The following is a 25,296-nucleotide window of genomic DNA, read 5'->3' on the forward strand; positions in this document are numbered from 1 at the left end:
TGCGTTTACCCGGCCTAAAAACATAGCTACCGCTTACGCACATCCGGAATAATCAAATCCCCGCGCAGAACGTACGATCCGAGCATCTGCGTTTTCTCCGTCAGCCAGGTGACGATGCGCGCCGCCATGGCGTCCATGGAATACTCAATGGCCGGGATCACCGGTATACCCGGCAGATGCAGCGAACCGCCCAGGCTGAAGACCATGATGTCTTCCGGTATCGATTTATTAAACGCCTGAAGCTGCGGGATCACCCGCTGGGCTTCCTGCTCGTCCGCCACCAGCAGCGCGTTAAAGTTAAGCGTGGACGCGTTATTGAGTAATTCCTGAAGCGCAACGGATGATGACGTTGCGTCCATAAACACGAGGTTGCGATTAAAGGGCAGGAAGTTTTTCTCCAGCGCATGTTTATAACCTAGCAGTACCTGATCGGCAAAGCCGCTGCCGTGCGGGTGGATCAGCGCTATCTGGCGTCGTCCCTGGCTGGTGAGGTAGTTACAGGCCGTTTCAGCCGCAAAAGCGTGATCGAACTGAATGCTGTTAGCGTTATCGGCTTCCATACAGTCGACCAGAATGACGTTGTCCATGTCCACGTCCAGCGGGAAACGCGCGCCAATCACCAGAATGTCATCACATAAGCCACAGGAGAGTTCTTCAAGGGCATTCATCACTTCTGTTTTCGTGTGTGCAAAGCGCAGCAACAGATGTTTTTGATGCTGGCTGAGGTGTTTTTCCAGCGCGTACAGGTAACCGGTAGTCTGGTTAATGTTCTCCTGCGCGCAAATCACCCCAATGCAGCCCGTCGACTGGCTGAGCAGCGACTGGGCAATCACGTTGGGACGATAGTTCAACTCATCCACCGCTTTCAGAACAGCCTGACGGCTGGCTTCTTTAACGCCACGCGACCCGCTCAACACCCGTGATACCGTGGCTTTGGACACCCCGGCCAGACGTGATACATCGTTGATTGTAGACATCTCTCTCCCCTGTCAGACGCAACTGGCGTCTGTAATTTCCATCACCGCTACGGCTCACATTATAGCCAAAACGGAGTATATCCGTTTCCGTTTTTCATGGAAACCGATTTTCCGTTTCTATTCATTTTGATGTCAAAACAGCCAAATTATGTGACCCACATCCAGTTAATTAGCCTCATAAGCAAGTGATATTGATGGTTGTCACACTTCTGTCTTTTATGAATGGAAACCGGTTTCCGTATAATGTCCAATCATCCTCGCAATAACTTTTTACATTTTGAGGATGGTTGTCGATGTTCAAGATTATGCTGTGCTGCTCTGCCGGGATGTCCACCAGCCTGCTGGTCAGCAAAATGATCGATGTTGCAAAAGAACGGGGCTTGCCCGTGAAGATTGATGCGTATGGCGTATCCGAATTTGATACCCAGTTTCCGCACTATCAGGTGGTACTTCTCGGACCGCAAGTGAAATACATGTTAAAGACGCTCTCAGAAAAGGCAGCGACGCAAGGCATTCCGGTGCAACCCATCGACATGATGGACTACGGCATGCAGCGTGGCGATAAAGTACTGGACTATGCTCTGTCGCTCATCGAAGCGGCACACTAATAAGGTGTTCACATGAGTTCGTTATATCAATCTATGGTCGCGGTGATTGAGCAGTCAATTACCCCGCTGGCCGCGAAGCTCGGTCAGCAAAAGTATGTGATTGCCATCCGCGACGGTTTTACCGCCGCGCTGCCGTTTATGATCATCGGCTCGTTTATGCTGGTGTTTATCTTCCCGCCGTTCTCGGCGGATACCACCAACAGCTTCGCCCGCGGCTGGCTGGATTTCTCCGAGACCTACCGCGAACAGCTGATGCTGCCGTTTAACCTCAGCATGGGCGTGATGACCTTCTTCATCTCGGTGGGAATTGGGGCGAGCCTGGGACGTCAGTTTAACCTCGACCCGGTGATGTCCGGCCTGCTGGCCTTTATGGCCTTCCTGCTGGTCGCCGCGCCCTATGCAGACGGTAAAATCTCCACCCAGTATCTCTCCGGCCAGGGCATTTTTACCGCGCTGATCACCGCCATCTACTCCACCCGCGTCTATGCGTGGCTGAAGCAGAACAACGTCACGATCCGCCTGCCGAAAGAAGTGCCGACCGGCGTGGCGCGTTCGTTTGAGATCCTGATCCCGGTGATGGTGGTGATCGGTACCCTGCACCCGCTGAACCTGTTCATCGAAGCGCAAACCGGGATGATTATCCCGCAGGCGATCATGCACCTGCTGGAGCCGCTGGTGTCCGCGTCTGACTCCCTGCCCGCCATTCTGCTCTCCGTGCTGCTGTGCCAGATCTTCTGGTTCGCCGGTATCCACGGCTCGCTGATTGTCACCGGCATCATGAACCCGTTCTGGATGGCGAATCTCTCCGCAAACCAGGCGGCGCTGGCGGCGGGCGCGGCACTGCCGCACGTTTATCTGCAAGGCTTCTGGGATCACTATCTGCTGATTGGCGGCGTGGGTTCGACCCTGCCGCTGGCGTTCCTGCTGCTGCGCAGCCGCGTCACGCACCTGCGCACCATCGGCAAAATGGGCGTCGTGCCCAGCTTCTTTAACATCAACGAACCGATTCTGTTCGGCGCGCCGATCATCATGAACCCAATGCTGTTTATCCCGTTCGTGTTTGTTCCGCTGGTCAACGCCTGTCTGGCGTACGGCGCAACCAAACTCGGCTGGCTGGCCCAGGTGGTCTCGTTAACCCCGTGGACCACCCCGGCACCGATTGGCGCCTCGTGGGCGGCAAACTGGGCGCTCAGCCCGGTGGTGATGTGCCTGGTCTGCATGGTGATGTCCGCGCTGATGTACCTGCCGTTCCTGCGCGCCTATGAGCGTACGCTCATCAAAAACGAAGAGCAGAAAGCGCAGGCTGCAACCGTGGGCGCCGCTGAAGCCGCAAGCAATTAAGTCAAAGAGGAAAGGTCATGAAATACGCATTTCCCGATAACTTCTGGTGGGGCAGCGCAAGCTCCGCTCTCCAGACGGAAGGGACACGAGAGGGTGAAACCACGTGGGATTACTGGTTTGCCCGCGAGCCGAACCGTTTCCACAACGGCGTGGGACCGCAGCATACCTCCACGTTCTATCAGCACTGGAAAACGGATATTCAGCTGTTAAAGCAGCTGAACCACAACAGCTTTCGTACCTCGATTAGCTGGGCGCGCCTGATCCCTGACGGTATCGGTGAAGTGAACCCGGACGCGGTCAATTTTTACAATCAGGTCATTGATGAGCTGAATGAACAGGGCATCACGCCGTTTATTACCCTGTTCCATTTCGACATGCCGATGGCGATGCAGGAGATTGGCGGCTGGGAAAACCGTGACGTGGTAGACGCATACGCCCGCTATGCGCAGATATGCTTCGAGCTGTTCGGCGATCGCGTGCTGCACTGGTTTACCTTCAACGAGCCGATTGTGCCGGTGGAAGGCGGGTATCTGTACGACTTCCACTACCCGAACGTGGTGGATTTTCGTCGGGCAACCACCGTGGCGTATCACACCGTGCTGGCCCACGCGAAGGCGGTTCAGGCCTACCGCGCCGGGCATTACGCGGGGGAGATCGGCATCGTGCTCAACCTGACGCCGTCCTATCCGCGCTCGCAAAACCCGGCGGACGTGAAGGCGGCGCACATTGCGGATCTGATGTTTAACCGCAGCTTCCTCGACCCGGTACTGCGCGGCGAATACCCGGCGGACCTGGTGGCGCTGCTGAAGGCGTACGATCAGCTGCCTGCCTGTAAGCCGGAAGATAGCGCCCTGATCGCCGAGGGAAAAATCGACCTGCTCGGCGTGAACTACTATCAGCCGCGCCGCGTGAAGTGTCGCGACAGCGCGGTGAACGCGCAGGCCCCGTTTATGCCGGAGTGGTTCTTTGATAACTACGAAATGCCGGGCCGCAAAATGAACCCGTACCGCGGCTGGGAAATCTACGCGCCGGGTATTTACGATATTCTGGTTAACCTGCGTGATAATTACGGCAACCCGCGCTGCTTTATTTCGGAAAACGGCATGGGCGTCGAAAATGAACAGCGCTTTATTGAAAACGGCCAGATTAACGATCGGTACCGCATCGAGTTTATTTCTGAGCATTTAACGTGGCTGCATAAAGGGATTAGCGAGGGCTGCAATTGCCTTGGCTACCATATGTGGACGTTTATTGATAACTGGTCATGGTGTAATGCGTATAAAAACCGCTACGGGTTTATTCAGCTCGATATAGAGACGCAGCGGCGCACCATTAAGAAAAGCGGAGAGTGGTTTGCCGCCACCGCCTTAAATAATAGTTTTGAAAAAGAGTAATGATGATGATCGAATTAGAAGAAGCCGTAATGGAAATTATCGTCAACGCCGGACAATCGCGCAGCCTGTGCTTTGAAGCGCTGCACGCCGCGCGTCAGGGCAACCTTGACGAAGCCAAAAGCCTGCTGCGCGAAGCCGACGGCTACGCGCGCCAGGCTCACAAGATGCAGACCAAACTGATTGAGCAGGATGCCGGCGAAGGCCGCCAGCCGATGACCTTAATTATGGTGCACGCGCAGGATCATTTAATGAATTCCTTATTAGCGCGTGAATTATCCGAAGAAATTATTCATTTATATCAGAGATAGTCTATGGCGAAATAATTAATGTAATACCTGTGTACCCTAAATAAAGATCCACTTGTTCTGATGATAGCGACATACTCTGTCAGATCGGAGCGGGATGGTTATTGTCTGAATAAAATTAAACTATATTGAGATAACCATGAATACGATAAAAAAACTTCCATTAACCATGGCGGTTATCGCCGCGCTTTGCCCAATTTCCGTACTCGCACAAGAATTTACCCAGGAGCAAATCGACGCCATTGTGGCGAAAGCGGTGGATAAAGCCCTGGCCGAGCGTCAGGCCAAAATGGATGCGGCGGTCGCGAAAAAAGCGGACGTGGTGACCGAGCCGCAAAGCGCGGCGCAATCCCCGGATATGGCGATCCCGTTTGGGGTGAAATTTACCGGCTACGCCCGCTACGGCGCGCACTTCCAGGCTGCCGATCAGAAATACGTGGCGGTGGACGGTTCCTACAACGGCGCCTCAGCGATTGGCCGTCTGGGTAACGAGGGCAACGGCGGGGAATTCCAGCTTTCTAAAGCCTTCAAGGGTGATAACGGCGCCATCTGGGACATCAACGTGATGATCGACCACTGGGGCGACGAAGTTAACCTGAAAAAAGCCTACGCGGGCGTGACCAACATTATGGCCTCCAACCCGAACGCTTACTTCTGGGCGGGTCGTGACTTCCACCAGCGTCCGCAGCAGGGCATCAACGATTACTTCTGGATGAACCACGACGGCCAGGGCGCCGGGGTGAAGAACTTCGACATTGGCGGCGTGCAGTTTGACGTCGCTGCCGTGGCGGCGGTGGAATCCTGTAGCCCGGAAGTGATGGAAGACGAAGCCAACCCGTCGCGCATCACCTGTACCGGCGGTTCCGGCACGGGCGACAAAGGCAACTACGCCGCGACCTCAAAAATCCACGGCATGAAGCTCGGCCCGATCGACCTGGAGCTGTACGCCAACTACGGTTTTGACTCCAAAGCGGTTGAGAGCGACGAGCGCCTGAACGCGTGGCAGGGCGGCGTGGTGCTGAGCCACACCAACGACAGCGGCGTGAACAAGGTGATTGCCCGTTACTCCGATAACGCGGACAACAGCGTGTTCAACAAAACCGAGGATCTGACCACGGTTTACGCCAGCTTCGAAGGGCTGTACAAATTCACCCAGGCCACGCAGGTGGAGTACATCCTTGCCTTCCACGACTACGACAACAGCCGTGATAAGACCGACAACCGTAAGAACTACAACGCCATCGTGCGTCCAATGCACTGGTGGAACGACGTTCACTCTACCTGGCTCGAAGCGGGCTGGCAGCACGTGGATTATGACAACGGCGGCGATAACAAGGGCTGGAAGCTGACTCTGTCGCAGAACATGTCTATCGCTATGGGACCGGAGTTCCGTCCAATGCTGCGCTTCTACGTCACCGGCGGCAAAGTGGATAACGAACGCACCGCGCGCGTGAACAACACCAAAGACGAAACGCTCGACGACTTCAACGTCGGCGCGATGTGGGAGGCGTGGTTCTAAGCAAGGTAGAAGCAAAACGGCAACGCGAGTTGCCGTTTTTAGTGTTTTCTCCCTCTCCCCATGGGAGAGGGCCGGGGTGAGGGCATCAGGCCGCACGATCATGCTATGCTGTGGGCTCATTAACGACAACACAACAGGGGAGAACATGGGTTCCACACGCAAAGGGATGCTGAACGTCCTGATCGCCGCCGTTTTATGGGGCAGTTCCGGGGTTTGCGCGCAGTACATCATGGAGAAAAGCCACATTTCTTCGCCTTACCTGACCATGGTTCGTCTGCTGTTTACCGGCGTGATCCTGCTAACGCTCTCCTTCGTTCACGGCGACAAGATTTTCTCGATCATCAAAAACCGCAAAGACGCCATCAGCCTGCTGTTTTTCTCGCTGGTTGGCGCGCTCACCGTGCAGCTCACCTTCCTGCTGACGATTGAAAAATCCAACGCCGCTACGGCTACCGTGCTCCAGTTTCTGTCGCCGACCATCATTGTCGCGTGGTTTGCGCTGGCGCGGAAAACGCGTCCCGGAGTGTTTGTCCTGTCGGCGATTTGTACGTCGTTGATCGGTACCTTCCTGCTGGTCACCCACGGCGATCCCACCTCGCTTTCCATTTCCCCCGCCGCGCTGTTCTTCGGTATCGCCTCGGCGTTTGCCGCCGCGTTTTACACCACCTATCCGTCGACGCTGATCGCCCGCTACGGTACGCTGCCCATTGTCGGGTGGAGTATGTTGATTGCAGGATTGGTGTTAACGCCGTTCTACGCCGGACGCGGCACCACCTTCGCGATCGACAGCGGCCTGCTGCTGGCGTTTTTCTACCTGGTGGTGATTGGCACCGCGCTGACGTTCAGCCTGTACCTGAAAGGCGCACAGATGATCGGCGGGCCGAAAGCAAGCATTCTGAGCTGTGCCGAGCCGCTGAGCAGCGCGCTGCTGTCGGTGGTTCTGCTGGGCGTGGCATTCACCCTGCCGGACTGGCTGGGGACGCTGCTGATTGTTTCGTCGGTGGTGTTGATTTCGATGGATTCACGAAGAAGGGTTAAGGCATCGGCGTAGCCGGAACACCCCCTCACCCCGGCCCTCTCCCCAAAGGGGCGAGGGGGAAAAGACAGCACCGGGCAGTCCCCTCTCCCCTGTGGGGAGAGGGTTAGGGTGAGGGGTAAATTGACTACTTCGCTTTAACCTTCCCTGCCACCAGCAGCGCCGTCAGCAGCATCAGCGTACCGGAGATCACCAGCGGTGACGTCAGCCCCAGATGGTCCAGCGCAACGCCGCCCACCGCCGCGCCGCAGGTGTTTGCCAGCTGGATCACGGCCACCTGAATCGACCCGGCTTTCTCCGCCTGATCGGCCAGTGAGCGGGTGATCCACGTTGACCAGCCTACCGGCACCAGCGCAAAGGCAAAGCCCCAGATAATCGCAATCGCCGAGGCGACCCATTTGTCGCTGCCCCACAGCACCAGCACCGTGGCGCTCACCGCCAGTACCAGCGGCGCGCCAGCAAGCGCCACCTTCAGGGAACGTTTCAGGAACTGGGACGACAGCGACGTGCCGACAAAGCTGGCAATACCGAAGCTCAACAGCACCAGCGTCAGGCCATCCACGTCAAAGCCCGCCATGGTCATATACACCGGGCGGATATAGGTAAAGAAGGCAAACTGTCCGGCGAAGGACATGAAGATCGCAGTCATTCCCGCGAGCACGCCGGGGCGCTTCAGCAGCGCGAACATGTTCTGTTTATGGTGGGCCGCTTCACCCGGCAGGGACGGCAGCGCCTTCCACACCCAGATAATACACAGTACGCCCATCACCGCCGCCGCGTTAAAGACGTTACGCCAGCCGATGATCCCGCCGAGGAAACTGCCCAGCGGCGCGGCGATCACCAGCGCGATGGAGACCGCGCCGAAGATAACGGACAGCGCTTTTGGCACGGTACGCGCGGGCACCAGGCGCATGGTCAGCGAGGCGGACATCGCCCAGAAGCCGCCGAGTCCCAGCCCCAGACAGGCACGACCGAGCAGCAGCAGGGTAAAGCTTTCCGCGAAGGAAACCAGCAGGCAGGAGAGCGTCAGCAGGACGCTGAAAAGAATAACCACTTTGCGACGATCGATGGTGCCGATCGCCTGGGTGATAAACAGGCTGGCAAACATCGCCACAAAGGCGGTCACGGTGACGGACTGCCCTGCCACACCCTCGGAAATACCCAGATCCTGCGCCATCGGCGTCAGCAGGCTGACCGGCAGAAACTCGACGGTAATCAGGCAGGCGACGCAAAACGCCACGGAGAAAACCGCCGACCAGTTGGGGCGTGAAACCTCTTTGGCCTGCGGTGTGGTCGTGGGCTGAGTATGTTCTGTCATGGCATCACCTGAAGATAAAAACGTGCGGAAAAGTCGCGCAGTTTATCATCAAAAGTGTGACGAATTTAACGTTTCGACAACTTTTGTATTTTTAGTGCAGGTAAAACACGCCCTCTTCCGGCAGGAAGAGCTGGTTATAGCGTAGCTGAAAGGCATTAAGCTCCTGCGGGTCGGGCTCCATCTCGCGCATAAAGCCGAGCGCCAGACGAATTTGCGCATCGGTGATCGGCGCGGCCAGGCGGGCTTTACGCAGCAGACGGTGCCAGGTGTGCAGGTTCTCTTCACTGCCGTCGACGATGCAGACCTGCCAGATGAGCAGCACCTGAGCGGCATTTTGCAGATGCGCCTCGTCGGGGCGCTCAAGGTAACGGATAAACTCATTGCCCGGCGTTTTACCGAACTGGTCGATCATCGACTCGAGCGACACCGGGGTGATCCCCAGCCGCTCGCTTAATCGTTTGATGGCGCGGCGGGAATCTGAAGTCAGGACACGAAATCCCACCACAAACACCACGGCAAGCGTTGCCAGCATTATCCAGACCATGCGTTCTCCTTAGACTAGCCGCTCATCATAGCGGGAAACGCACGGCGTCGACAGCGGGCAAAACGCTATTAGTGCCGTGAAAAGAGGTGGAAAATCATTCTGAAAGCGGATCGCCGCGCTGAAGCCCTTTCAGCAGCGCCTCGTGGAAGCGTGCGGGGTCCTGCATCTGCGGCGCGTGGCCCATGTCGTTAAACTCGACCAGCGTCGCGCGCGGGATGCGCTTCGCCGTCTCTTTCCCAAGCACCGCATAGTTGCCGAGCGTCTTGCGGATCTCCGGCGGGGCGAGATCTTTCCCGATGGCGGTGTTGTCCTTCGTGCCGATCATCAATAATACCGGCATCTTAAGCTCGCTAAATTCATAGACAACCGGCTGGGTATAAATCATGTCGTAGAGCAGCGCCGAGTTCCACGCCACGCGCGCTTTGCCCGGCCCGTTGTTCAGCCCGGCAAGCATGGTGACCCAGCGTTCGTATTCCGGCTTCCACTCCCCGGCATAATAGGTGTTTTTCTCGTACTGACGAATGCCGTCGGCGCTGACTTTTAGCTCGCGTTGGTACCACTGGTCAACCGTGATATGCGGCACGCCGCGCGCTTTCCAGTCTTCCAGACCTATCGGATTGACCATCACCAGCTGCTCCACCTGCTGCGGCCACATTAGCGCGTAGCGCGTCGCCAGCATGCCGCCGGTAGAATGTCCGATAACCGTCACGCGATCGACGCCAAGCGATGCGAGCAGCGCGTGGGTGTTATCCGCCAGCTGCTGGAAGGTGTACTGATAATGCTCCGGCTTGGTGGATTTACAGAAACCAATCTGGTCGGGTGCGATCACGCGATACCCGCTGGCCGATAGCGCGCGGATAGTGCCGTCCCAGGTGCCGGCGCAGAAATTTTTGCCGTGCATCAGTACTGCGGTGCGGCCGTTGGGCTTTTCCGGCTTAACGTCGAGGTAAGCCATCTCCAGAGACTGGTTCTGCGAAGTGAAGGTAAAGTGTTTTACCGGCCAGCCGTAGTCAAAACCTTCCAGCTTTTCGCCGTAGGAAGGGGTATCCGCGGCCATTGCGGGGGACGCCAGCGCCATCAGCAGCGCCAGGCAGGACAATCGTCGGGTCAACATGCAAGCTCTCCGTTAGCAAAAGGAACTAGGGCTGCACGAAAGGCGGCAGCAAAAACACTGTAGAGCATGGAGAGGAGCGGGTGTGTAAAGCGGGGTAAAGGTAGGACGCGCAAATAAAAAAAAGCCCGGCATCACACACCGGGCAAAGAAGTTACCTGCACACTCAGGCCGCTTTTAATTTCTGCGCACGATTCTCACGGCGAATCTTACGTTCTTCCAGCACCGCCACCATTGCCATCAGGACGATACAGCCAATTGCTGCCGCATCCAGCGCCGCAAAGGTACCCGCCCAGCCGGTGAGGCCGAAAATCGGCGTGCCGTCGGCAATCATTCCCAGACCCAGCTTGGCGAAGCTGTCGCCGATCAGGTAAGCGAAGGTGCCTTTAATCCCATCGGCTGCGCCGATCGCTTTTTTCGGTACAAACCCGACCGCCGCCACGCCAATCAGCAGCTGCGGGCCAAATACCAGGAAGCCGAGCGCGAACAGTGACGCCAGGTAAACGTACTGGTTGCTGGCATGCTGGTACACGCCCAGCGTGGCGATAATCAGCGCCAGCGCGACGCAGGCCACCAGCGCGCGACGACCGTTGGCGAGATCCGAGAGCCAGCCCCACAGCAGCGTGCCGACCAGCGCGCCCACTTCAAACAGGGTAAAGCCCTGAATGGCGACCTCTTTAGAAAGCTTCAGCTCCTGGAAGGCATACACCGTCGACCACTGGTCGATGCCGATACGCACCACGTACAGGAAGATGTTGGAGAAGCAGAGCAGCCAGATCACTTTGTTTTTCAATACGTACTCAACAAAGATCTGCCATTTGGTCATCTCGTTTTCTTCAGTCTCTTTGTCCTCTTCGCTGATCTCCTCGCCGAAGAGCTCTTCGGCTTTGCCAAGGCCGTAAGATTCCGGGGAGTCGCTGCCGAAGCGCAGACCGATAAAGCCGACAATCAGGGCGATGATCGACGGGAAGATAAACATGCCGATCACGTGGCCATCGAACAGATAGTTCGCGCCGAACAGCGCCACGCCTGCTGCACCCGCCCCGCCGAGGTTGTGGGAGATGTTCCACATGCCGAGGTATGAACCGCGCTTACGGCGCGGGGTCCATTTGGTGATGGTGGAGTAACTGCACGACCCGCCGGTACTCTGGAAGAAACCGCTCAGGGCATAGAAAGCGATCATCAGGAACAAGCTCACAGAGCCTGCACCCATGCTGGCGCTAAAGCCGAGCATACAGATGGCGGAGAGGATCAGCATAAACGGCAGGAACTGCTTGGTGTTTTTGCCGTCCGCGTAGTAGGAAACGACCGTCTTGCCCACGCCGTAGGTAATAGAGAAGCCCAGGCCAATCATCCCCAGCTGCGTCATGCTCAGCCCGTAGGTCGAGATCATGTCGTTCTGCGCAATGTTAAAGTTTTTGCGGATCAGGTACATGGTCAGGTAGCCGATAAAGACCACCAGATAGGACTGCATGAACGGTTTGAACCACATCTTGCGCCGCACGTCGAGCGGCAGATCCAGGGTCGGCTTGCGCACCTGATTGAGGAAGGCCAGCATGGTTGGTTTACTCCTGAGCTGATTTTTGCAGCATTGTAAAAATCAGCCGGGAGAGATGCCTGAGACAGCGTCCAGGTAAAACCGGGAAAATTTCTTAGTTTTGCGCCACTCAGGGTGAAAAGGTGAGGCGCATCACATCACGCTGGCTTCACGCGGAGCCTGCGCATGCAAAAACGGCAGCAGCAGCAGCGCGGAGATCCCCGCAGCGATGGCGATCGCCGCGAAGAAACCGCTCCAGTGCCAGATGTCGATCACCCGCGCCAGCGGCCAGCCGGAGAGCGATGCGCCAAGATAGGCAAACAGCCCGACAAACCCCGTCGCCGCACCCGCCGCCTCTTTGTGCGAACACTCCGCCGCGGCCATGCCGATCAGCATCTGCGGGCCAAACACGAAGAAGCCGATGGTGAAGAAGCAGGCCGCCTGCATCACGTAGCTGGCGAACGGCATCAGCCACAGCGAACCGACGGAGAGCAATATCCCGGCAGCGAAAATCAGGTTCATCGGGCCGCGGTTGCCGTTAAACAGCTTATCCGAGCCCCAGCCCGCCACCAGCGCACCGATAAATCCGCCCAGTTCGAACATCGTCACCGCCGAGTTGGCGGTGACCAGATCCACCCCGAGCTTCTCTGACATGTACAGATTGCCCCAGTCGTTAATGGCTGCGCGCACCACATATACCAGCACGTAGCAGAGCGACAGCAGCCAGATGTAAGGGTTTTTCAGCACGTATTTGGTGAGAATTTCTTTGCGGGTCAGCCCCGCGCCTTCCTGCTGCTGGGCAATCTCCATCTCGTCGCGCCGCCAGTCGCCCACCGCAGGCAGGCCAACGGTTTGCGGCCTGTCGCGCAGACGCCAGCAGAGGAACAGTCCGGCGACAATTGCGAGGCCACCGGCAATCATCATCCCCGCGCGCCAGCCATAGTGCAGCGCCGCGGCACCCACCACCATCGGGATCAGCGCCCCGCCGACGTTATGCGCGGTGTTCCAGACGGCCCACCAGCCGCCGCGCTCGTTGCGCGAATACCAGGCAGTGAGCAGGCGGGCGCAGACCGGCGCGCCCCAGCCCTGGAAAAAGGCGTTCAGCGCCCACAGCAGGGCAAAAGCCCACAGCGAGGTGGAAAAGCCAAACAGAATATTCACCACGCCGGTGGCAATCAGCCCAACGCCCATAAAATAGCGCGCGTTGGAGCGATCGCTGACGATGCCGGAGAAGAACTTCGACAGGCCGTAGGTGATGTAAAACAGCGTCGCCAGCAGGCCGATATCGGTGCGCGTCATCACGCCGCTGGCGAGAATTTCCGGCGCGGCGGCGTTGAAGCTTTTGCGGGTAAAGTAGAACAGCGCGTAGCCGAGCCAGATGGTCATCAGGATATGGCGACGCCAGTAACGGTAGCGGGCATCGATTTCCGCTTTGTTGCTTAGCGGGGCGGCGCTGGCGGGGGTTTTAAACATGGTGCGTCCTTAACGGCAAACTGACGCTGACGCGCGTCCCGTGGGTGCAGGAGATCGTCAGCGTGCCGCCCAGCGCCTTTACGCGCTCGCGCATGCCCGCCAGGCCAAACCCCTGCTGGCCGGAGCCCGGCGGCAGGCCGCAGCCGTCGTCTTCAATCACCAGCATCAGGCGCTCGTCCTGCTGCCAGCCCTGGATCGTCACCGCGCTGGCGCTGGCGTGTTTGACGATGTTGTTCAGCCCTTCCTGGCAGACGCGGAACAGCGTCACGCGCTGGCCTTCGCTCAGCGCAGGTTCGTTAATGCGCCAGTCGAGATGGCTGACAATGCCACGGCTTTCCAGCTCCATCTCGCGCATCAGGGAGCGTATCGCCTGTTCAAGCGACAGGTCGTCAAGCTGACGCGGGCGCAGTCGCCCTAACAGGCGACGAACGGAATCATAGACCCCCAGCGAAAGCTGTTCGATATGCGCCCCGCCCTGCTTCACGCCCGCGTTTTCCGCTGCCAGACGCTGAACAATGCCCGCCTGAGTGCGGATAGCGGTGATGGTCTGGCCGATATCGTCGTGCAGCTCACGCGCCACCTCCTGCCGCACGCTCTCTTCCGTCTCCAGCAGACGCTCCGCCAGACGGCGGTTGCGCGCCAGTTCGGCTTGCAGAGACTGGTTGAGCTCGCGCAGGCGCTGTATACCCGCGCCGAGCAGCAGCCCGGTCAGGCTTTGAGCCAGCAGGGAAAGCAGCAGGTCCACCGGATGATCGTGCCAGGTCTGGCTGGCAATCAGCGCGATGGCGTTCATCAGCGTGGCGATCAATGCGCCCTGCCAGCCGTAGTGCCAGGCAAGGGCGATGATCGGCAGCGCCAGACAAAACGGCGTGAAGCGTGAAAGCTCTGCGGGCAGGCCGAGCTGGAGCCACAGGCTCACCACAAACAGCAGCAGATACCAGATGAGGTGCCGGGCGCGCCAGTTCACCGGTTGGGAAACCAGCGCCGGGCCGAGCGGCTGCCAGACGGTGCTTGTAAGGTAATGCCAGAAAACCAGGCAGGTCGGGGCCAGCGTCAGGCCGCCGGTGAGCGTCAGCAGCAGGGCGTTGAGCCCCTCCTTTTCACCCACCCACGGCAGGGACTGCAACAGCGCGGCGGCAATCAGCGCCGCTCCCTGACGCAGCAGCGTGCGCCAGTCGCGCTGGTGACGGTAGCGGGAAATCAGGGCGACCGGGATAAGCGTGAGTACGCTTCCGGTCATCAATAAAGGCAGATGCGTCAGCGCCACTTCCTGCGCCAGCCAGATCAGCATCAGCCACTCTGCGCCCAGCAGTACCGGCCAGTAGCCGCGCGGGCATTGCAGCATCAGCCCCAGCCGCAGGCCAAAGGGAAACAGCAGCACCGCCAGCTCCGGACGTTCCACCAGATGCAGGCTGATACTCCACAGGCAGAACCACGCGGCGGAGAAGATAAAAAAGCTGGCGACGACAGCGATCAGCCGCGAAAACAGGGAGTTCATTGCCAGCCGTCAAACATACGGCGCGCCAGCTCGACATCGTTACTGACGTTGAGCTTTTCCATCAGGTTGGCGCGATGAACGTGAACGGTCTTTGGCGACAGCCCCAGCTCTACGGCAATCTCTTTCACGGACATGCCCTGGGCAAGTTTCTCTGCCACCTGGCGCTCGCGTTTGGTGAGCGGATCCTGACGTCCGGCCGCCAGCTTGATGGCGATATCCGGCGTTAAATAGCAGCCGCCGGTGGAGACGGTGCGCACGGCGGCGATCAGTTCGTCCGGGCTACAGCGTTTTGAGAGGAACCCGCGCGCGCCAGCGTTGAGCGCCTGCTCGACCAGCGCCGGGCTGTCGTGGACCGAGAGCATGATCGTCGCCATCCCTTTCGGCAGCTGGCTTAACAGCTCCAGACCGGAGAGATCCGGCATCGAGATATCGCAGATACAGACCTGCACTCCGCGCCCCGGCAGGCCCACCAGCGCTTCACGACCGGAGCCAAACTCGGCCACGACCTGAAAATCGGGTTCGAGGTTGAGAAGCTGGGCAAAGCCGGAGCGGACGATAAGGTGGTCGTCGATAAGCGCGATGGTGGTCATGGTTTGATCCTGCGGTCTAAAAACGCCGGATGGCGCTGCGCTTATCCGGCCTACAAGAGCGAAAGACGCTTACCTTAAGCGATCTACTCGAAAAACACCGCAATTTTGTTAAACATGGTGGGATCGGACTGGTTGCGCGCCACTTTGGTGACATCTTCCAGCTTGTCGATCTGCGCCATCATCTGCTCCAGACGCTGGTCATCGTTGACCAGTAGCCAGATGCGGCTGTGCTCGCTGCCCTGAATCGGCAGACAGAGAATGCCTTCCACGTTAAACGCCCGGCGGGCAAACAGCCCGCAGACGTGGGTCATGACGCCAGGATGGTTGCGGACGGTGAGTTCCAGAATGACGTTTTCATGTTGTTTCTGCATGGTTTATTCCCCCACCATCTCAGTATTTGCCGCACCCGGCGGCACCATCGGATACACTTTTTGTTCAGGGTCGATACGCACGTGGATCAACGCCGGGCCCGGACGCGAAATCGCGTCCTGCAACGCCGCATGGGCATCCTCTTCGGCGTTCAGATCGCAGGTATGCAGGCCAAAACCGGCGGCAATCTGCATAAAGTTAATCATCCCCGGATAGGTCGCCGCAAACACGCCCTGCTTGTAGAACAGACTCTGCTGCTGGTGTACCAGACCCAGCGCCTCGTTGTTCATCAGAATGATTTTAACGTCTAACTGGTTTTCGGCCGCGGTGGCCATCTCCTGAATATTCATCATCAGGCTGCCGTCACCGGAGAAGCAGATTACTTTGCGGTCAGGATTCGCCAGCGCTGCGCCCACGGCTGCGGGCAGGCCGAAGCCCATGGTGCCGAGGCCGCCGGAGGTCAGCCACTGGCGAGGACGATTCAGCGGATACGCCTGGGAGGTCCACATCTGATGCTGGCCGACGTCGGTGGTGATAATCGCACTGTCGTCCACGCAGGCGGCAACGGCGTTGATAAGACCATAGTGGCTCAGCGGGTCGCCTTCGGTTGGGATGGCGCCAGGGAACTCGCGTTGCAGATCGGTTACCAGCTGACGCCAGTCGGCGCGGTCGGCTGCGTCCGTCTGCGGGATCAGCTGCGCGAGCACTTCAGCCACGTCGCCCTGAATCGCCACGTGTGGTTGCTTGATTTTACCCAGCTCGGCGCGGTCAATATCTACGTGGATGATTTTGGCGTTCGGGCAGAACTGCTCCGTTTTGCCAATCGCCCGGTCATCAAAACGAGCGCCCATCACAATCAGCAAATCCGCCTCTTGCAGGATGTAGTTGGTACTGCGCGCGCCGTGCATGCCCAGCATCCCTAAAGACAATGGGTGCGCTTTGGGCAGCATGCCCAGCGCCATCAGCGTCATAGTGGTGGGCAGGCTGGCTTTTTCTGCGAACTGACGAATTTCATCCGCGGCGTTAATTGCCCCGCCGCCCAGATAGAGTACCGGGCGTTTCGCCGCGTTAATCATGGCGGCGGCGTTGCGCACGCTCTCAGCGCTGAATTCCGGCGCGGGGGCACGGTCGCCCGGTTCGGGCAGGACATCGATCTCGATCTCTGCGGTCTGGACATCCTTAGGAATGTCTATCCACACCGGGCCTGGACGGCCAGACTGCGCAATGCGAAACGCATCGCTGATCACCTGAGGAAGCTCGCTGATATCGCGAACTAAATAGTTATGTTTGGTGATGGGGATAGAGATGCCGTAGGTATCCACTTCCTGGAACGCATCGGTACCGATCATCGAAGACGGCACCTGGCCGGTAATGCAGATCAGCGGAATGGAGTCGAGGCGCGCGTCGGCGATGGCGGTCACCAGATTAGTGGCGCCCGGCCCGCTACAGGCCATACAGACCGCCGGTTTGCCCTGGGTTCGCGCCATGCCCTGCGCGATAAAGCCCGCGCCCTGCTCGTGGCGCGCCAGCACGTGGCGGATCTGTGTGCTTTGGCTTAACGCATCATACAGCGGCAGCACGGTTCCACCCGGGATGCCCGCAACCGTGGTGATGCCCTGCCGTTCCAGCAAATGAACGATCAGCTGCGCGCCTGTAAAACGCGTCTTTGTGGATGTTGTGCCCGAACTTGCCATGCTCCAGTCCTTTTCTTCTGGGCCGACTTTCCGGGGAAGGCTCTTAAACGAAAAACCCCGCCCGGTTTGCGCCGGCGGGGTTTTGGATTCGTGTGTTGATCCAGTCCCTACGGCGCATTGCCGACGACCACCACCACACGCACGACGACCACTGCGGCAGGTTGCGCAGTTTTTAGTAGGGTCGACGTGAAGATGGATGAAGTCATTGGGGACCTGTGTTTGGATTCATTGAATGAATTTATACAAACACAGGTTTTCGGATGTGACAATGGAAATATTTTCATCTGCGCAAAAATGCGTCAGGGATCACGTTTCTTTTGTTGGGTAGCTTCACTCAAAAAGTCGGTTTTTACTCACTCAATGAACAGCGCAGGTGATACCCCAAATCTGGCCGCCAGCTTTTTAATATGGTTCAGAGTAAGCTGTCTCTGACCATTCAGAACTCGTGAAACCATCGATTTACTGCCAATTTCATCCTGAAAATCCGAAATGGTCAGTTTGTACTGATCCATAAGGGTTCTTAATACCGCAATCCCCACCGGAACTGATTCCATCTCCTGACGTAAGGTGACAATCTCGGGTCGGTTCGCTTCATAGCGACTTATTCTTGCACATACGATATCAAGCAAAGGACTACCGGGTTCATTCATGAGCAGATACTCAACCAGCTCAAGTGCATTCTGGTAATCTTTCTCGTTCGGATGTTCACCCAGTAAAGGCACAGCCGCGACAAGGGCATGCGTTGCTTTTAATGCATCAGCGACGATCATCATTTCTTCCCCTTAGTGCGTTGTTTCTCCGTGAAACGGTCATATTCCTTATGAGTAAAAACATGGCGCACATAGAACTTTTGGCTTTCAAAGAATATGAGAGCCACTACTCTGAGATTGTTATTTGCAATATCAATCACATAATGCTTATCCAGATACTTAAAGTTATCCAGCGTCGGAAACAATTTTTTCAGCGCAGCAGGTGTCGGGCAATGGATCTTTTCGATAGTGCGACCTAAAAACAGGAGCTCTTCCTTGTGCTGCGGAAACTGTATTACCGCATCATAAATTGCCTTCATAGAGATTAAATGCAAAGTGCATGCCTGCTGCGTCCGTTGCCATTATGGCAACAATATCATGCATTGCCAATGTGTCAACAAACCTCGTTGTGCCGTCTAACGTCTGAAAACAAAAAACCCCGCCGTAGCGAGGTTTTTATCAGGGTTTTGCGGTTGGTTGCCGCAGAACACACTGTGTTACGTCAACGCGAAAAGTATACGCGATCGAAGATGAACGCGCAATTCCGGCACGGATTTTGACGTTTTTGAGTATGGATCGCCTTCCAAATTTTGTCCATAAAATACTGTTCATGCATACAGTATTTATCTATACTGAGGGTGTTCGCAGTGAGCGAGGGGGCCGCAGTTTACCGGCGCAACGAAGTCCTGGCTGAAACGGGTGGTGCCGTCAGTGCCTTAACCCCTGAAGTGAGCACACTGTGTTACGTCAATCCAGGTGCTGGCCACAGGCGGCGGAAAGGTACGCCAGCATCGTGCTCCTTTTAACCAAAAGGAGACGCGTATGAGCGTCGTGGATATGGTCATACTTATCCTCAAACTCATTGTTGCTCTATTGCAACTGCTTGATGCTGTCCTGAAATACGTTAGGTGATTCAGGTTCAAGTCGCACCTGAGAGGGGCGGGCAACCGCCCCTCTTTAATAACGAGGGAATGCTATGTCGCGTCTGTTAATTGAGCCTGTCACGCCCGATGAACCCGGGTATATCGCCCTGAAGGCGGAGAGTATCGCGTTGAATTTCAATATGCTGCGCAGGCTGGAAGAGAACTGGCAGCGGGGTGAAAACCGCTTTAACGCGCCGGGCGAAAAACTGCTGGGGGCGTTTCTTAACGGCAGGCTGGTGGGCGTCTGCGGCCTCAACCGCGATCCGTTCAGCCAGCAGCCGCGCGCCGGACGTATTCGTCATCTCTACGTCAGCGAAAAGTGCCGTGGGCAGGGCATTGGTAAACAGCTTTTGACCGTGGTGATGGCGGATGCCAGCATCTGGTTTGATTTTCTCAATACTCATGCGCCCGAAACCGCGTACGGATTTTATCATCGGGCGGGCTTCAGCCTGGTGTCAGACGAGCCCCGGGTAACGCACCGCCTTTTTTGCGCAGTGTAAGCGGCTGGCAGCATCGACGGGTGAATGTTACAGTTTGATGACATTTCGCCAACCGATACGCCATGACCATCACCGTTTTCTGCATTTTACTGTTCGCCGCACTGCTGCATGCCAGCTGGAACGCCATCGTTAAAGCCGGAACGGATAAGCTCTACTCGGCGATAGGCGTTAGCGGTTCAGCCGCACTTATTGCCCTGATTTTACTGCCCTTCTCTCCCCAGCCGACTGCCGCAAGCTGGCCATATTTGTTCGTCTCCTGTGCGTTACAGGTGGTGTATACGGTACTGGTGGCAAAAACCTATCAGGTCTCCGACATGAGCCAGACCTACCCCCTTATGCGCGGCACCGCCCCGCTGCTGGTGGCGCTGATCAGCGTCCTGGCGCTCGGCGATCGTCTCTCCTGGCTCGCCTGGTCCGGCATCGGGGTGATCTGCCTGTCGATTCTGGCGATGGCGATGAACGGGCGCATGCAGTCACGAAAAGGGATCTGGCTGGCGCTGCTGAACGCCTGTTTTATCGCCGGGTATACGCTGGTGGACGGCACCGGGGTGCGGCTCTCAGACACCGCGCTGGGCTACACGCTGTGGACCTTCTTTATGAACGGTTTTTGCCTGCTGAGCTGGGCGATGGTGGCGCGGCGTCGCGAAGCGTCCAGCTACCTGCGCCTGCACTGGAAAAAAGGGCTGCTCGGCGGCGTCGGGACGATGGGATCTTACGGTCTGGCGCTCTGGGCGATGACCCAGGCGCCGCTGGCAGTGGTCGCCGCACTGCGTGAAACCTCTATTCTGTTCGGGGCGTTAATCGCATTTGTGCTTTTAAAAGAGAAGGTTGCCGGCCTGCGCATCGCGGCGGCACTGGGTATTGCTGCCGGTGCGGTCCTGCTACGCCTGGCGTAATTCACTGGCAACATTAGTTGCCGATATTGTTTACAAATCCTGCCTTCACGTCTTCTGTCATTCATCACAGTAATGCTTAAATTGTCATCTCTCTGTGGTAGATTCCTCGCGCATTTACGGGAATGCGTAGTCACTTATTCTTTATTTATCTCTTTTGGCAAAAGTATTCAGCGACATGAAAAAACAACGGAACGTGAACTTATTGTTGATGCTGGTGTTACTGGTGGCCGTCGGGCAGATGGCGCAAACCATCTACATACCGGCGATAGCCGATATGGCAAAAGATCTGAGCGTCCGCGAAGGTGCGGTACAGAGCGTGATGGCTGCCTACCTGCTGACCTATGGCGTTTCACAGCTGGTTTATGGCCCCCTGTCCGATCGCGTCGGGCGTCGTCCGGTCATACTGGTAGGCATGAGCATTTTCATGGTGGCGACGGTGATTGCCATTACCACGCATAGCCTGACCGTCCTGATTGCCGCCAGCGCCCTCCAGGGTGTGGGCACCGGCGTCGGCGGGGTCATGGCGCGTACCCTGCCGCGTGATATGTACCAGGGCACACAGCTTCGCCACGCCAACAGTCTGTTAAATATGGGTATTCTGGTCAGTCCGCTGCTGGCCCCGCTGATTGGCGGCCTGCTGGACACCGTCTGGTCCTGGCGCGCCTGCTACGCCTTCCTGCTGGTGCTGTGCATCATTGTCACCTTCAGCATGGCGCGCTGGATGCCGGAAACCCGCCCAAAAGACGCGCCGCGCACGAAGCTCATCGCCAGCTACAAAACGCTGTTTGGTAATGGGGCGTTTACCTGTTATCTGTTGATGCTGATCGGCGGCCTGGCGGGCATTGCGGTGTTTGAAGCCTGTTCCGGCGTGCTGCTGGGCGCAGGCCTTGGCCTGAGCAGCATGGTGGTGAGTATTCTGTTTATTCTGCCGATCCCGGCGGCGTTCTTCGGCGCATGGTTCGCCGGACGTCCGAACAAACGCTTCTCCACGCTGATGTGGCAGTCGGTGATCAGCTGTCTGCTGGCGGGGCTGATGATGTGGATCCCGGGGCTGTTTGACGTGATGTCGGTCTGGACGTTGCTCATCCCGGCAGCGCTGTTCTTCTTTGGCGCGGGCATGCTGTTTCCCCTCGCCACCAGCGGCGCGATGGAGCCGTTCCCGTTCCTCGCAGGCACGGCAGGCGCGCTGGTGGGCGGTTTGCAAAACATCGGTTCCGGCGCGCTGGCCTGGCTTTCGGCTATGATGCCGCAGACCGGGCAGGCGAGTTTGGGCCTGCTGATGACGCTAATGGGGCTGCTGATTTTGCTGTGCTGGCTGCCGCTGGCGTCGCGTGTCCCGCATCACGAACAGCCTGTCTAACCGCATGATGGCCCGGTTTCTCGCCGGGCTTTTCACATCCGGGCGCAATCATCGCCTGCAATAGCCGTTCTGGCGCAGGCCGCCACGCCCCCTCTTCCCCGTCATAAAACTGGAAATCCGCGTTAAGCGCATACGGAATTTTCGCCTTTTGCAGCTCGCAGGCCATAAAGGTGGCGAAGGCCATTTGCGAAGCGGTTGGCGTGAGGTGGTTTGACTCCCCCACGCCCCAGCCCCCAACCCAGCTGACGTGCCCGGTTTTTTGTTGCCAGTGCAGCGCGGCGTTGATTCGGTTACGGATAGCCGCTTTTTCAGCCGCGGTTCCGGACGTCCACGGGTATTTGCCGTTCGTTTTCAGCGGACCCCAGGGGAAAATATGCCACTCCGCCAGCAGGTAATTCTGGCTGTGCGCGGGCAGCTTCAGGCTGGATAAATCCTCCGGCGCAGCGCGCAGACGAGGGGCGATAAAAATCATGCGGCTGGCATCAATGGCATGAATGTCCTTGATCGCTTTCTCATACACCCGGTTGAGCGAAGTAACGTTGTGGTTAAGCTTGTCCGCCGGTTCGTAGATCAGGTCAAAGCCCAGCAACGGCGAGCGCTGACCAAAATAGTGCGCCACGGCAATCCACCAGTTGATCACCTCTTTTTCGGTATCCGCTTTCGGGTCGTTTTTATATTCATCGGCCTGATAAGCGATGATGGGAATGACGCCGTATTGCTCGCAGGCCTCCACCAGCTTACGCAGGTGAATCAGTCGCGCTTCCGTCGGTTCGCCCGCCACCCGAATACGGACATGACGTATGCCTTTCACCTGGAAATCACGGACCACCAGCGGATCGAATTCGCGGATACCGCGCTCGGTGCGGGCCCAGTCTACATCCATTCCGACACCCAGCATCTGCGCATAACGGGCAGCCGTCAGCGGCGGTTCAGAGGCAATGGTCCAGCCGGAAGAGATCAGTAACGCGGTAGCTATGAGAGGCTTCAACACGGTTTACCCTGGATAAATCAAAAGCATTACCTGTATTTAGCACGCTTTTTCACATTTGGCGTAGCGCGAAAGCGTAATAATTCTTCAGCCCGCCAGCGCTCTTAGCCAGCCGATAAAGGCGTCAATTTTCGGCCACTGACGGCCGGGAAGCGTTGAGACGTAATAATGCTGATGGCACCTGAGGGTTTTGCCATCAAAAGGGGTAATCAACTCCCCCCGTTCGAGTCGTTTTTGCACCAGCCGCTTTCTCCCCATCGCCACCCCCACGTTATTAATGGCCGCGATAATGGCTAAATCAGAACGATCGAAGCCAATACCTGATGATGACGGCATATCCACCGCGAAATGCTGCGCCCAGCTCAGCCACTCGTCCGTACCGGAATCATTGCTCCAGGCCTGACGGTCGTGCAGTAGCGTGCAGTGGCTGAGGTTATGGGGGTTTTTCAGCAGTTCATGCTCACGGGCATACGCCGGCGAGCAGACGGGCAAAATCTCTTCGTCCATCAAAAAGTGGTGAGAAAGGTGGTTTGGCGGCGTATCGTCGAAATAGAGCGCAAGATCGATGCCGGTTCGCTGCATGTTAACGTACTCATTGCCGGTCAGAATGGTGAGTGAAATCGACGGGTAGCGGCGGGTAAAATCCCCCAGCATCGGCACCAGCCAGCACTGGGCGATCGACGGCCGGGAGTACACCGTTAGCGTACCGGACAGCGCCTGGTTTTTGATATCCAGAATCTCCTGATTCAGGGTATCGAGGGACGATTTCAGCGTCCAGTAAACCCGCTTCCCTTCCTGCGTCAGCTCGACTTTGCGGTGTGAGCGGACAAACAGCTGAATGCCCAGCTCCTCTTCCAGCAGGTTGATGCGGTGGCTCACCGCGCTGGGGCTGAGCGACAGCTCCGCCGCCGCCAGAGCGAAAGACTCATGCCGGGCCGCCACTTCAAAGGTGTACATTTTCGACAGCTGCCAGCCGTTTAACAGCCGGTTTCTTGCTTCATTCGCATCGGTCATCACAATTCTCGCGCGTTATATCTGCGCTCAGCATACCGCTCAAGCATGAATTTATGTGAACCAACGGCAAAATAAGTGCGCTTTTTAGAGTTCAGTCACTCAATTGATCCAATCTGGCTCATCTGAACGCCAATTTATATCGTTTGTCAGCCCATGCCGTTTTTTCGTCCAATACCCCCAGATGACATAAGGGTGAGGTGAGATATGGGATCTCAGGTCTGGGTTGTGGCAACGCTGCTGGTCAGCATTGTGTTGATTGTTTTAACCATCGTTAAGCTGAAGTTTCACCCGTTCCTCGCGCTGCTGCTGGCGAGCTTTTTCGTCGGCGCGATGATGGGGATGAGCCCGCTGAATATGGTGAATGCCATTGAGAGCGGGATTGGCGGTACGCTGGGCTTTCTGGCAGCGGTGATTGGTCTTGGCACTATTCTCGGCAAAATGATGGAAGTCTCCGGCGCGGCTGAGCGCATCGGAATTACGTTGCAGCGCTGCCGCTGGCTGTCGGCGGACGTGATTATGGTCCTGGTCGGCCTTATCTGCGGCATTACGCTGTTTGTGGAAGTGGGCGTGGTACTGCTGATCCCGCTGGCGTTTTCCATCGCCAAAAAGACCAACACGTCGCTGCTCAGGCTGGCCATTCCGCTCTGTACCGCGCTGATGGCGGTCCACTGCGTGGTGCCTCCGCATCCGGCCGCGCTGTTTGTGACCAATAAATTAGGGGCAGACGTCGGGGCGGTGATCGTCTACGGTCTGATGGTGGGCCTGATGGCGTCTCTGGTAGGTGGCCCGCTGTTCCTGAAGCTGCTCGGCGATCGTCTGCCCTTTAAGCCGGTTCCGGCGGAATTTTCGGACCTCAAGGTGCGGGAAGAGCACACTCTGCCGTCGCTGGGCGCCACGCTGTTCACCGTGCTGCTGCCGATTGCCCTGATGCTGGTGAAAACCATTGCCGAGCTGAACATGGCAAAAGAAGGCTCGCTGTATACCCTGCTGGAGTTTATCGGCAACCCCATCACCGCGATGTTTATCGCCGTATTTGTCGCCTACTACCTGCTGGGGATCCGCCAGCATATGGGCATGGGCGCAATGCTGACCCATACGGAGCACGGCTTCGGTTCAATCGCCAACATTTTGCTGATTATCGGTGCGGGCGGCGCGTTTAATGCCATCCTCAAAACCAGCGGACTGGCGGACTCACTGGCACATATTCTCTCGAACCTGCACATGCATCCTGTCCTGCTCGCCTGGCTGGTGGCGCTGGTGCTGCATGCCGCCGTAGGCTCCGCCACGGTCGCGATGATGGGGGCCACGGCGATAGTCGCGCCGATGCTGCCGCTCTACCCGAACGTAAGCCCGGAGATCATCACTATTGCCATCGGTTCCGGCGCCATTGGCTGCACGATCGTGACAGATTCACTCTTCTGGCTGGTGAAGCAGTACTGTGGCGCGACCCTGAATGAGACCTTCAAATACTATACGACGGCGACGTTTATCGCCTCGGTGCTTGCACTTGGCGGCACATTCCTGCTTTCTTTCATTATCTGAGCGCGAAGAG

General features: G+C 57.4%; 25 protein-coding genes and 1 pseudogene. 11 read left to right on the forward strand and 15 right to left on the reverse strand.

Annotated elements, in window-relative coordinates; all coding sequences use genetic code 11:
* Window positions 1-26: 26 nt before the first annotated feature.
* Window positions 27-977, reverse strand: coding sequence for a LacI family DNA-binding transcriptional regulator (locus G6Q29_RS16345; protein WP_165466438.1), 951 nt, complete (start codon window positions 975-977; stop codon window positions 27-29).
* 293 nt (window positions 978-1,270) lie between these two features.
* On the opposite strand from G6Q29_RS16345, the gene G6Q29_RS16350 reads away from it, so the two are divergent.
* From G6Q29_RS16350 to G6Q29_RS16375, 6 genes are all read left to right on the forward strand, one after another.
* Window positions 1,271-1,585 (forward strand): PTS sugar transporter subunit IIB, encoded by a 315-nt coding sequence (locus G6Q29_RS16350; RefSeq protein WP_165466439.1) that lies wholly within the window; start codon window positions 1,271-1,273, stop codon window positions 1,583-1,585.
* 12 nt (window positions 1,586-1,597) lie between these two features.
* Window positions 1,598-2,926 (forward strand): PTS sugar transporter subunit IIC, encoded by a 1,329-nt coding sequence (locus tag G6Q29_RS16355; protein WP_165466440.1) that lies wholly within the window; start codon window positions 1,598-1,600, stop codon window positions 2,924-2,926.
* 17 nt (window positions 2,927-2,943) lie between these two features.
* Window positions 2,944-4,320 (forward strand): glycoside hydrolase family 1 protein, encoded by a 1,377-nt coding sequence (locus tag G6Q29_RS16360; protein ID WP_165466441.1) that lies wholly within the window; start codon window positions 2,944-2,946, stop codon window positions 4,318-4,320.
* 5 nt (window positions 4,321-4,325) lie between these two features.
* Window positions 4,326-4,628, forward strand: a complete 303-nt coding sequence (locus G6Q29_RS16365) for a PTS lactose/cellobiose transporter subunit IIA (RefSeq protein ID WP_207309804.1) — start codon at window positions 4,326-4,328, stop codon at window positions 4,626-4,628.
* A gap of 136 nt (window positions 4,629-4,764) precedes the next feature.
* A complete protein-coding gene (locus tag G6Q29_RS16370) occupies window positions 4,765-6,144 on the forward strand; it encodes a carbohydrate porin (RefSeq protein WP_165466442.1) in 1,380 nt (459 codons plus the stop codon).
* Between the two features lie 145 nt (window positions 6,145-6,289).
* On the forward strand, window positions 6,290-7,195 hold the full coding sequence (locus tag G6Q29_RS16375) for a DMT family transporter (protein ID WP_165466443.1): 906 nt from the start codon (window positions 6,290-6,292) through the stop codon (window positions 7,193-7,195).
* Between the two features lie 112 nt (window positions 7,196-7,307).
* On the opposite strand, the gene nepI is transcribed toward G6Q29_RS16375, so the two are convergent.
* The 12 genes from nepI to G6Q29_RS16435 form a co-directional block, all read right to left on the reverse strand.
* On the reverse strand, window positions 7,308-8,498 hold the full coding sequence (gene nepI / locus G6Q29_RS16380; RefSeq protein ID WP_165466444.1) for a purine ribonucleoside efflux pump NepI: 1,191 nt from the start codon (window positions 8,496-8,498) through the stop codon (window positions 7,308-7,310).
* Window positions 8,499-8,589: 91 nt separating this feature from the next.
* Complete coding sequence (locus G6Q29_RS16385; RefSeq protein ID WP_165466445.1) at window positions 8,590-9,042, reverse strand: DUF1198 domain-containing protein; 453 nt, start codon at window positions 9,040-9,042, stop codon at window positions 8,590-8,592.
* Between the two features lie 94 nt (window positions 9,043-9,136).
* Window positions 9,137-10,156 (reverse strand): alpha/beta fold hydrolase, encoded by a 1,020-nt coding sequence (locus tag G6Q29_RS16390; protein ID WP_165466446.1) that lies wholly within the window; start codon window positions 10,154-10,156, stop codon window positions 9,137-9,139.
* 163 nt (window positions 10,157-10,319) lie between these two features.
* Window positions 10,320-11,711, reverse strand: a complete 1,392-nt coding sequence (gene uhpT / locus G6Q29_RS16395; protein ID WP_165466447.1) for a hexose-6-phosphate:phosphate antiporter — start codon at window positions 11,709-11,711, stop codon at window positions 10,320-10,322.
* A 132-nt stretch (window positions 11,712-11,843) separates the two neighbouring features.
* Entirely contained in the window at window positions 11,844-13,163 is a 1,320-nt protein-coding gene (locus G6Q29_RS16400; RefSeq protein WP_165466448.1) for an MFS transporter, read from the reverse strand.
* The gene (gene uhpB / locus G6Q29_RS16405; RefSeq protein WP_165466449.1) at window positions 13,156-14,661 is read right to left on the reverse strand and encodes a signal transduction histidine-protein kinase/phosphatase UhpB; all 1,506 of its coding nucleotides are present in this window, start codon (window positions 14,659-14,661) and stop codon (window positions 13,156-13,158) included. The genes G6Q29_RS16400 and uhpB overlap by 8 nt, the downstream gene beginning before the upstream one ends.
* Window positions 14,658-15,251 (reverse strand): transcriptional regulator UhpA, encoded by a 594-nt coding sequence (uhpA, locus tag G6Q29_RS16410; protein WP_165466450.1) that lies wholly within the window; start codon window positions 15,249-15,251, stop codon window positions 14,658-14,660. Before uhpA ends, uhpB begins: the two co-directional genes overlap by 4 nt.
* 83 nt (window positions 15,252-15,334) lie before the next feature.
* Window positions 15,335-15,622 carry an acetolactate synthase small subunit gene (ilvN, locus tag G6Q29_RS16415; RefSeq protein WP_006808802.1) on the reverse strand — a complete coding sequence of 96 codons (288 nt, stop codon included), beginning with the start codon at window positions 15,620-15,622 and terminating at the stop codon, window positions 15,335-15,337.
* A gap of 3 nt (window positions 15,623-15,625) precedes the next feature.
* Complete coding sequence (ilvB, locus tag G6Q29_RS16420; protein ID WP_165466451.1) at window positions 15,626-17,314, reverse strand: acetolactate synthase large subunit; 1,689 nt, start codon at window positions 17,312-17,314, stop codon at window positions 15,626-15,628.
* A 107-nt stretch (window positions 17,315-17,421) separates the two neighbouring features.
* Window positions 17,422-17,520 carry an ilvB operon leader peptide IvbL gene (gene ivbL, locus G6Q29_RS16425; RefSeq protein ID WP_057979964.1) on the reverse strand — a complete coding sequence of 33 codons (99 nt, stop codon included), beginning with the start codon at window positions 17,518-17,520 and terminating at the stop codon, window positions 17,422-17,424.
* Between the two features lie 147 nt (window positions 17,521-17,667).
* A complete protein-coding gene (locus tag G6Q29_RS16430; protein WP_165466452.1) occupies window positions 17,668-18,087 on the reverse strand; it encodes a helix-turn-helix domain-containing protein in 420 nt (139 codons plus the stop codon).
* Window positions 18,084-18,398 (reverse strand): type II toxin-antitoxin system HigB family toxin, encoded by a 315-nt coding sequence (locus G6Q29_RS16435; protein WP_165466453.1) that lies wholly within the window; start codon window positions 18,396-18,398, stop codon window positions 18,084-18,086. Before G6Q29_RS16435 ends, G6Q29_RS16430 begins: the two co-directional genes overlap by 4 nt.
* Before the next feature lie 487 nt (window positions 18,399-18,885).
* Here G6Q29_RS16435 and tisB point away from each other — a divergent pair, with 487 nt between their 5' ends.
* From tisB to emrD, 4 genes are all read left to right on the forward strand, one after another.
* The gene (tisB, locus tag G6Q29_RS16440; RefSeq protein ID WP_165466454.1) at window positions 18,886-18,975 is read left to right on the forward strand and encodes a type I toxin-antitoxin system toxin TisB; all 90 of its coding nucleotides are present in this window, start codon (window positions 18,886-18,888) and stop codon (window positions 18,973-18,975) included.
* 64 nt (window positions 18,976-19,039) lie between these two features.
* Window positions 19,040-19,486 (forward strand): GNAT family N-acetyltransferase, encoded by a 447-nt coding sequence (locus G6Q29_RS16445; RefSeq protein WP_144427615.1) that lies wholly within the window; start codon window positions 19,040-19,042, stop codon window positions 19,484-19,486.
* Window positions 19,487-19,548: 62 nt separating this feature from the next.
* Window positions 19,549-20,382: an EamA family transporter gene (locus G6Q29_RS16450; RefSeq protein ID WP_165466455.1), complete on the forward strand. Its 834-nt coding sequence runs from the start codon at window positions 19,549-19,551 to the stop codon at window positions 20,380-20,382.
* 175 nt (window positions 20,383-20,557) lie between these two features.
* Entirely contained in the window at window positions 20,558-21,742 is a 1,185-nt protein-coding gene (gene emrD, locus G6Q29_RS16455; protein ID WP_165466456.1) for a multidrug efflux MFS transporter EmrD, read from the forward strand.
* On the opposite strand, the pseudogene G6Q29_RS16460 reads toward emrD, so the two are convergent.
* A pseudogene (locus tag G6Q29_RS16460) lies at window positions 21,648-22,733 on the reverse strand (cellulase family glycosylhydrolase); the annotation flags it as partial. The gene emrD and the pseudogene G6Q29_RS16460 sit on opposite strands and share 95 nt — an antisense overlap.
* A gap of 84 nt (window positions 22,734-22,817) precedes the next feature.
* Window positions 22,818-23,744, reverse strand: coding sequence for a DNA-binding transcriptional regulator DsdC (gene dsdC, locus G6Q29_RS16465; protein WP_165466457.1), 927 nt, complete (start codon window positions 23,742-23,744; stop codon window positions 22,818-22,820).
* 204 nt (window positions 23,745-23,948) lie between these two features.
* Here dsdC and dsdX point away from each other — a divergent pair, with 204 nt between their 5' ends.
* Window positions 23,949-25,286 carry a D-serine transporter DsdX gene (dsdX, locus tag G6Q29_RS16470; protein ID WP_165466458.1) on the forward strand — a complete coding sequence of 446 codons (1,338 nt, stop codon included), beginning with the start codon at window positions 23,949-23,951 and terminating at the stop codon, window positions 25,284-25,286.
* Window positions 25,287-25,296 lie beyond the last annotated feature (10 nt).

The sequence above is a fragment of the Enterobacter cloacae genome, from assembly GCF_011078175.1.
GTDB lineage: Bacteria > Pseudomonadota > Gammaproteobacteria > Enterobacterales > Enterobacteriaceae > Enterobacter > Enterobacter cloacae_Q.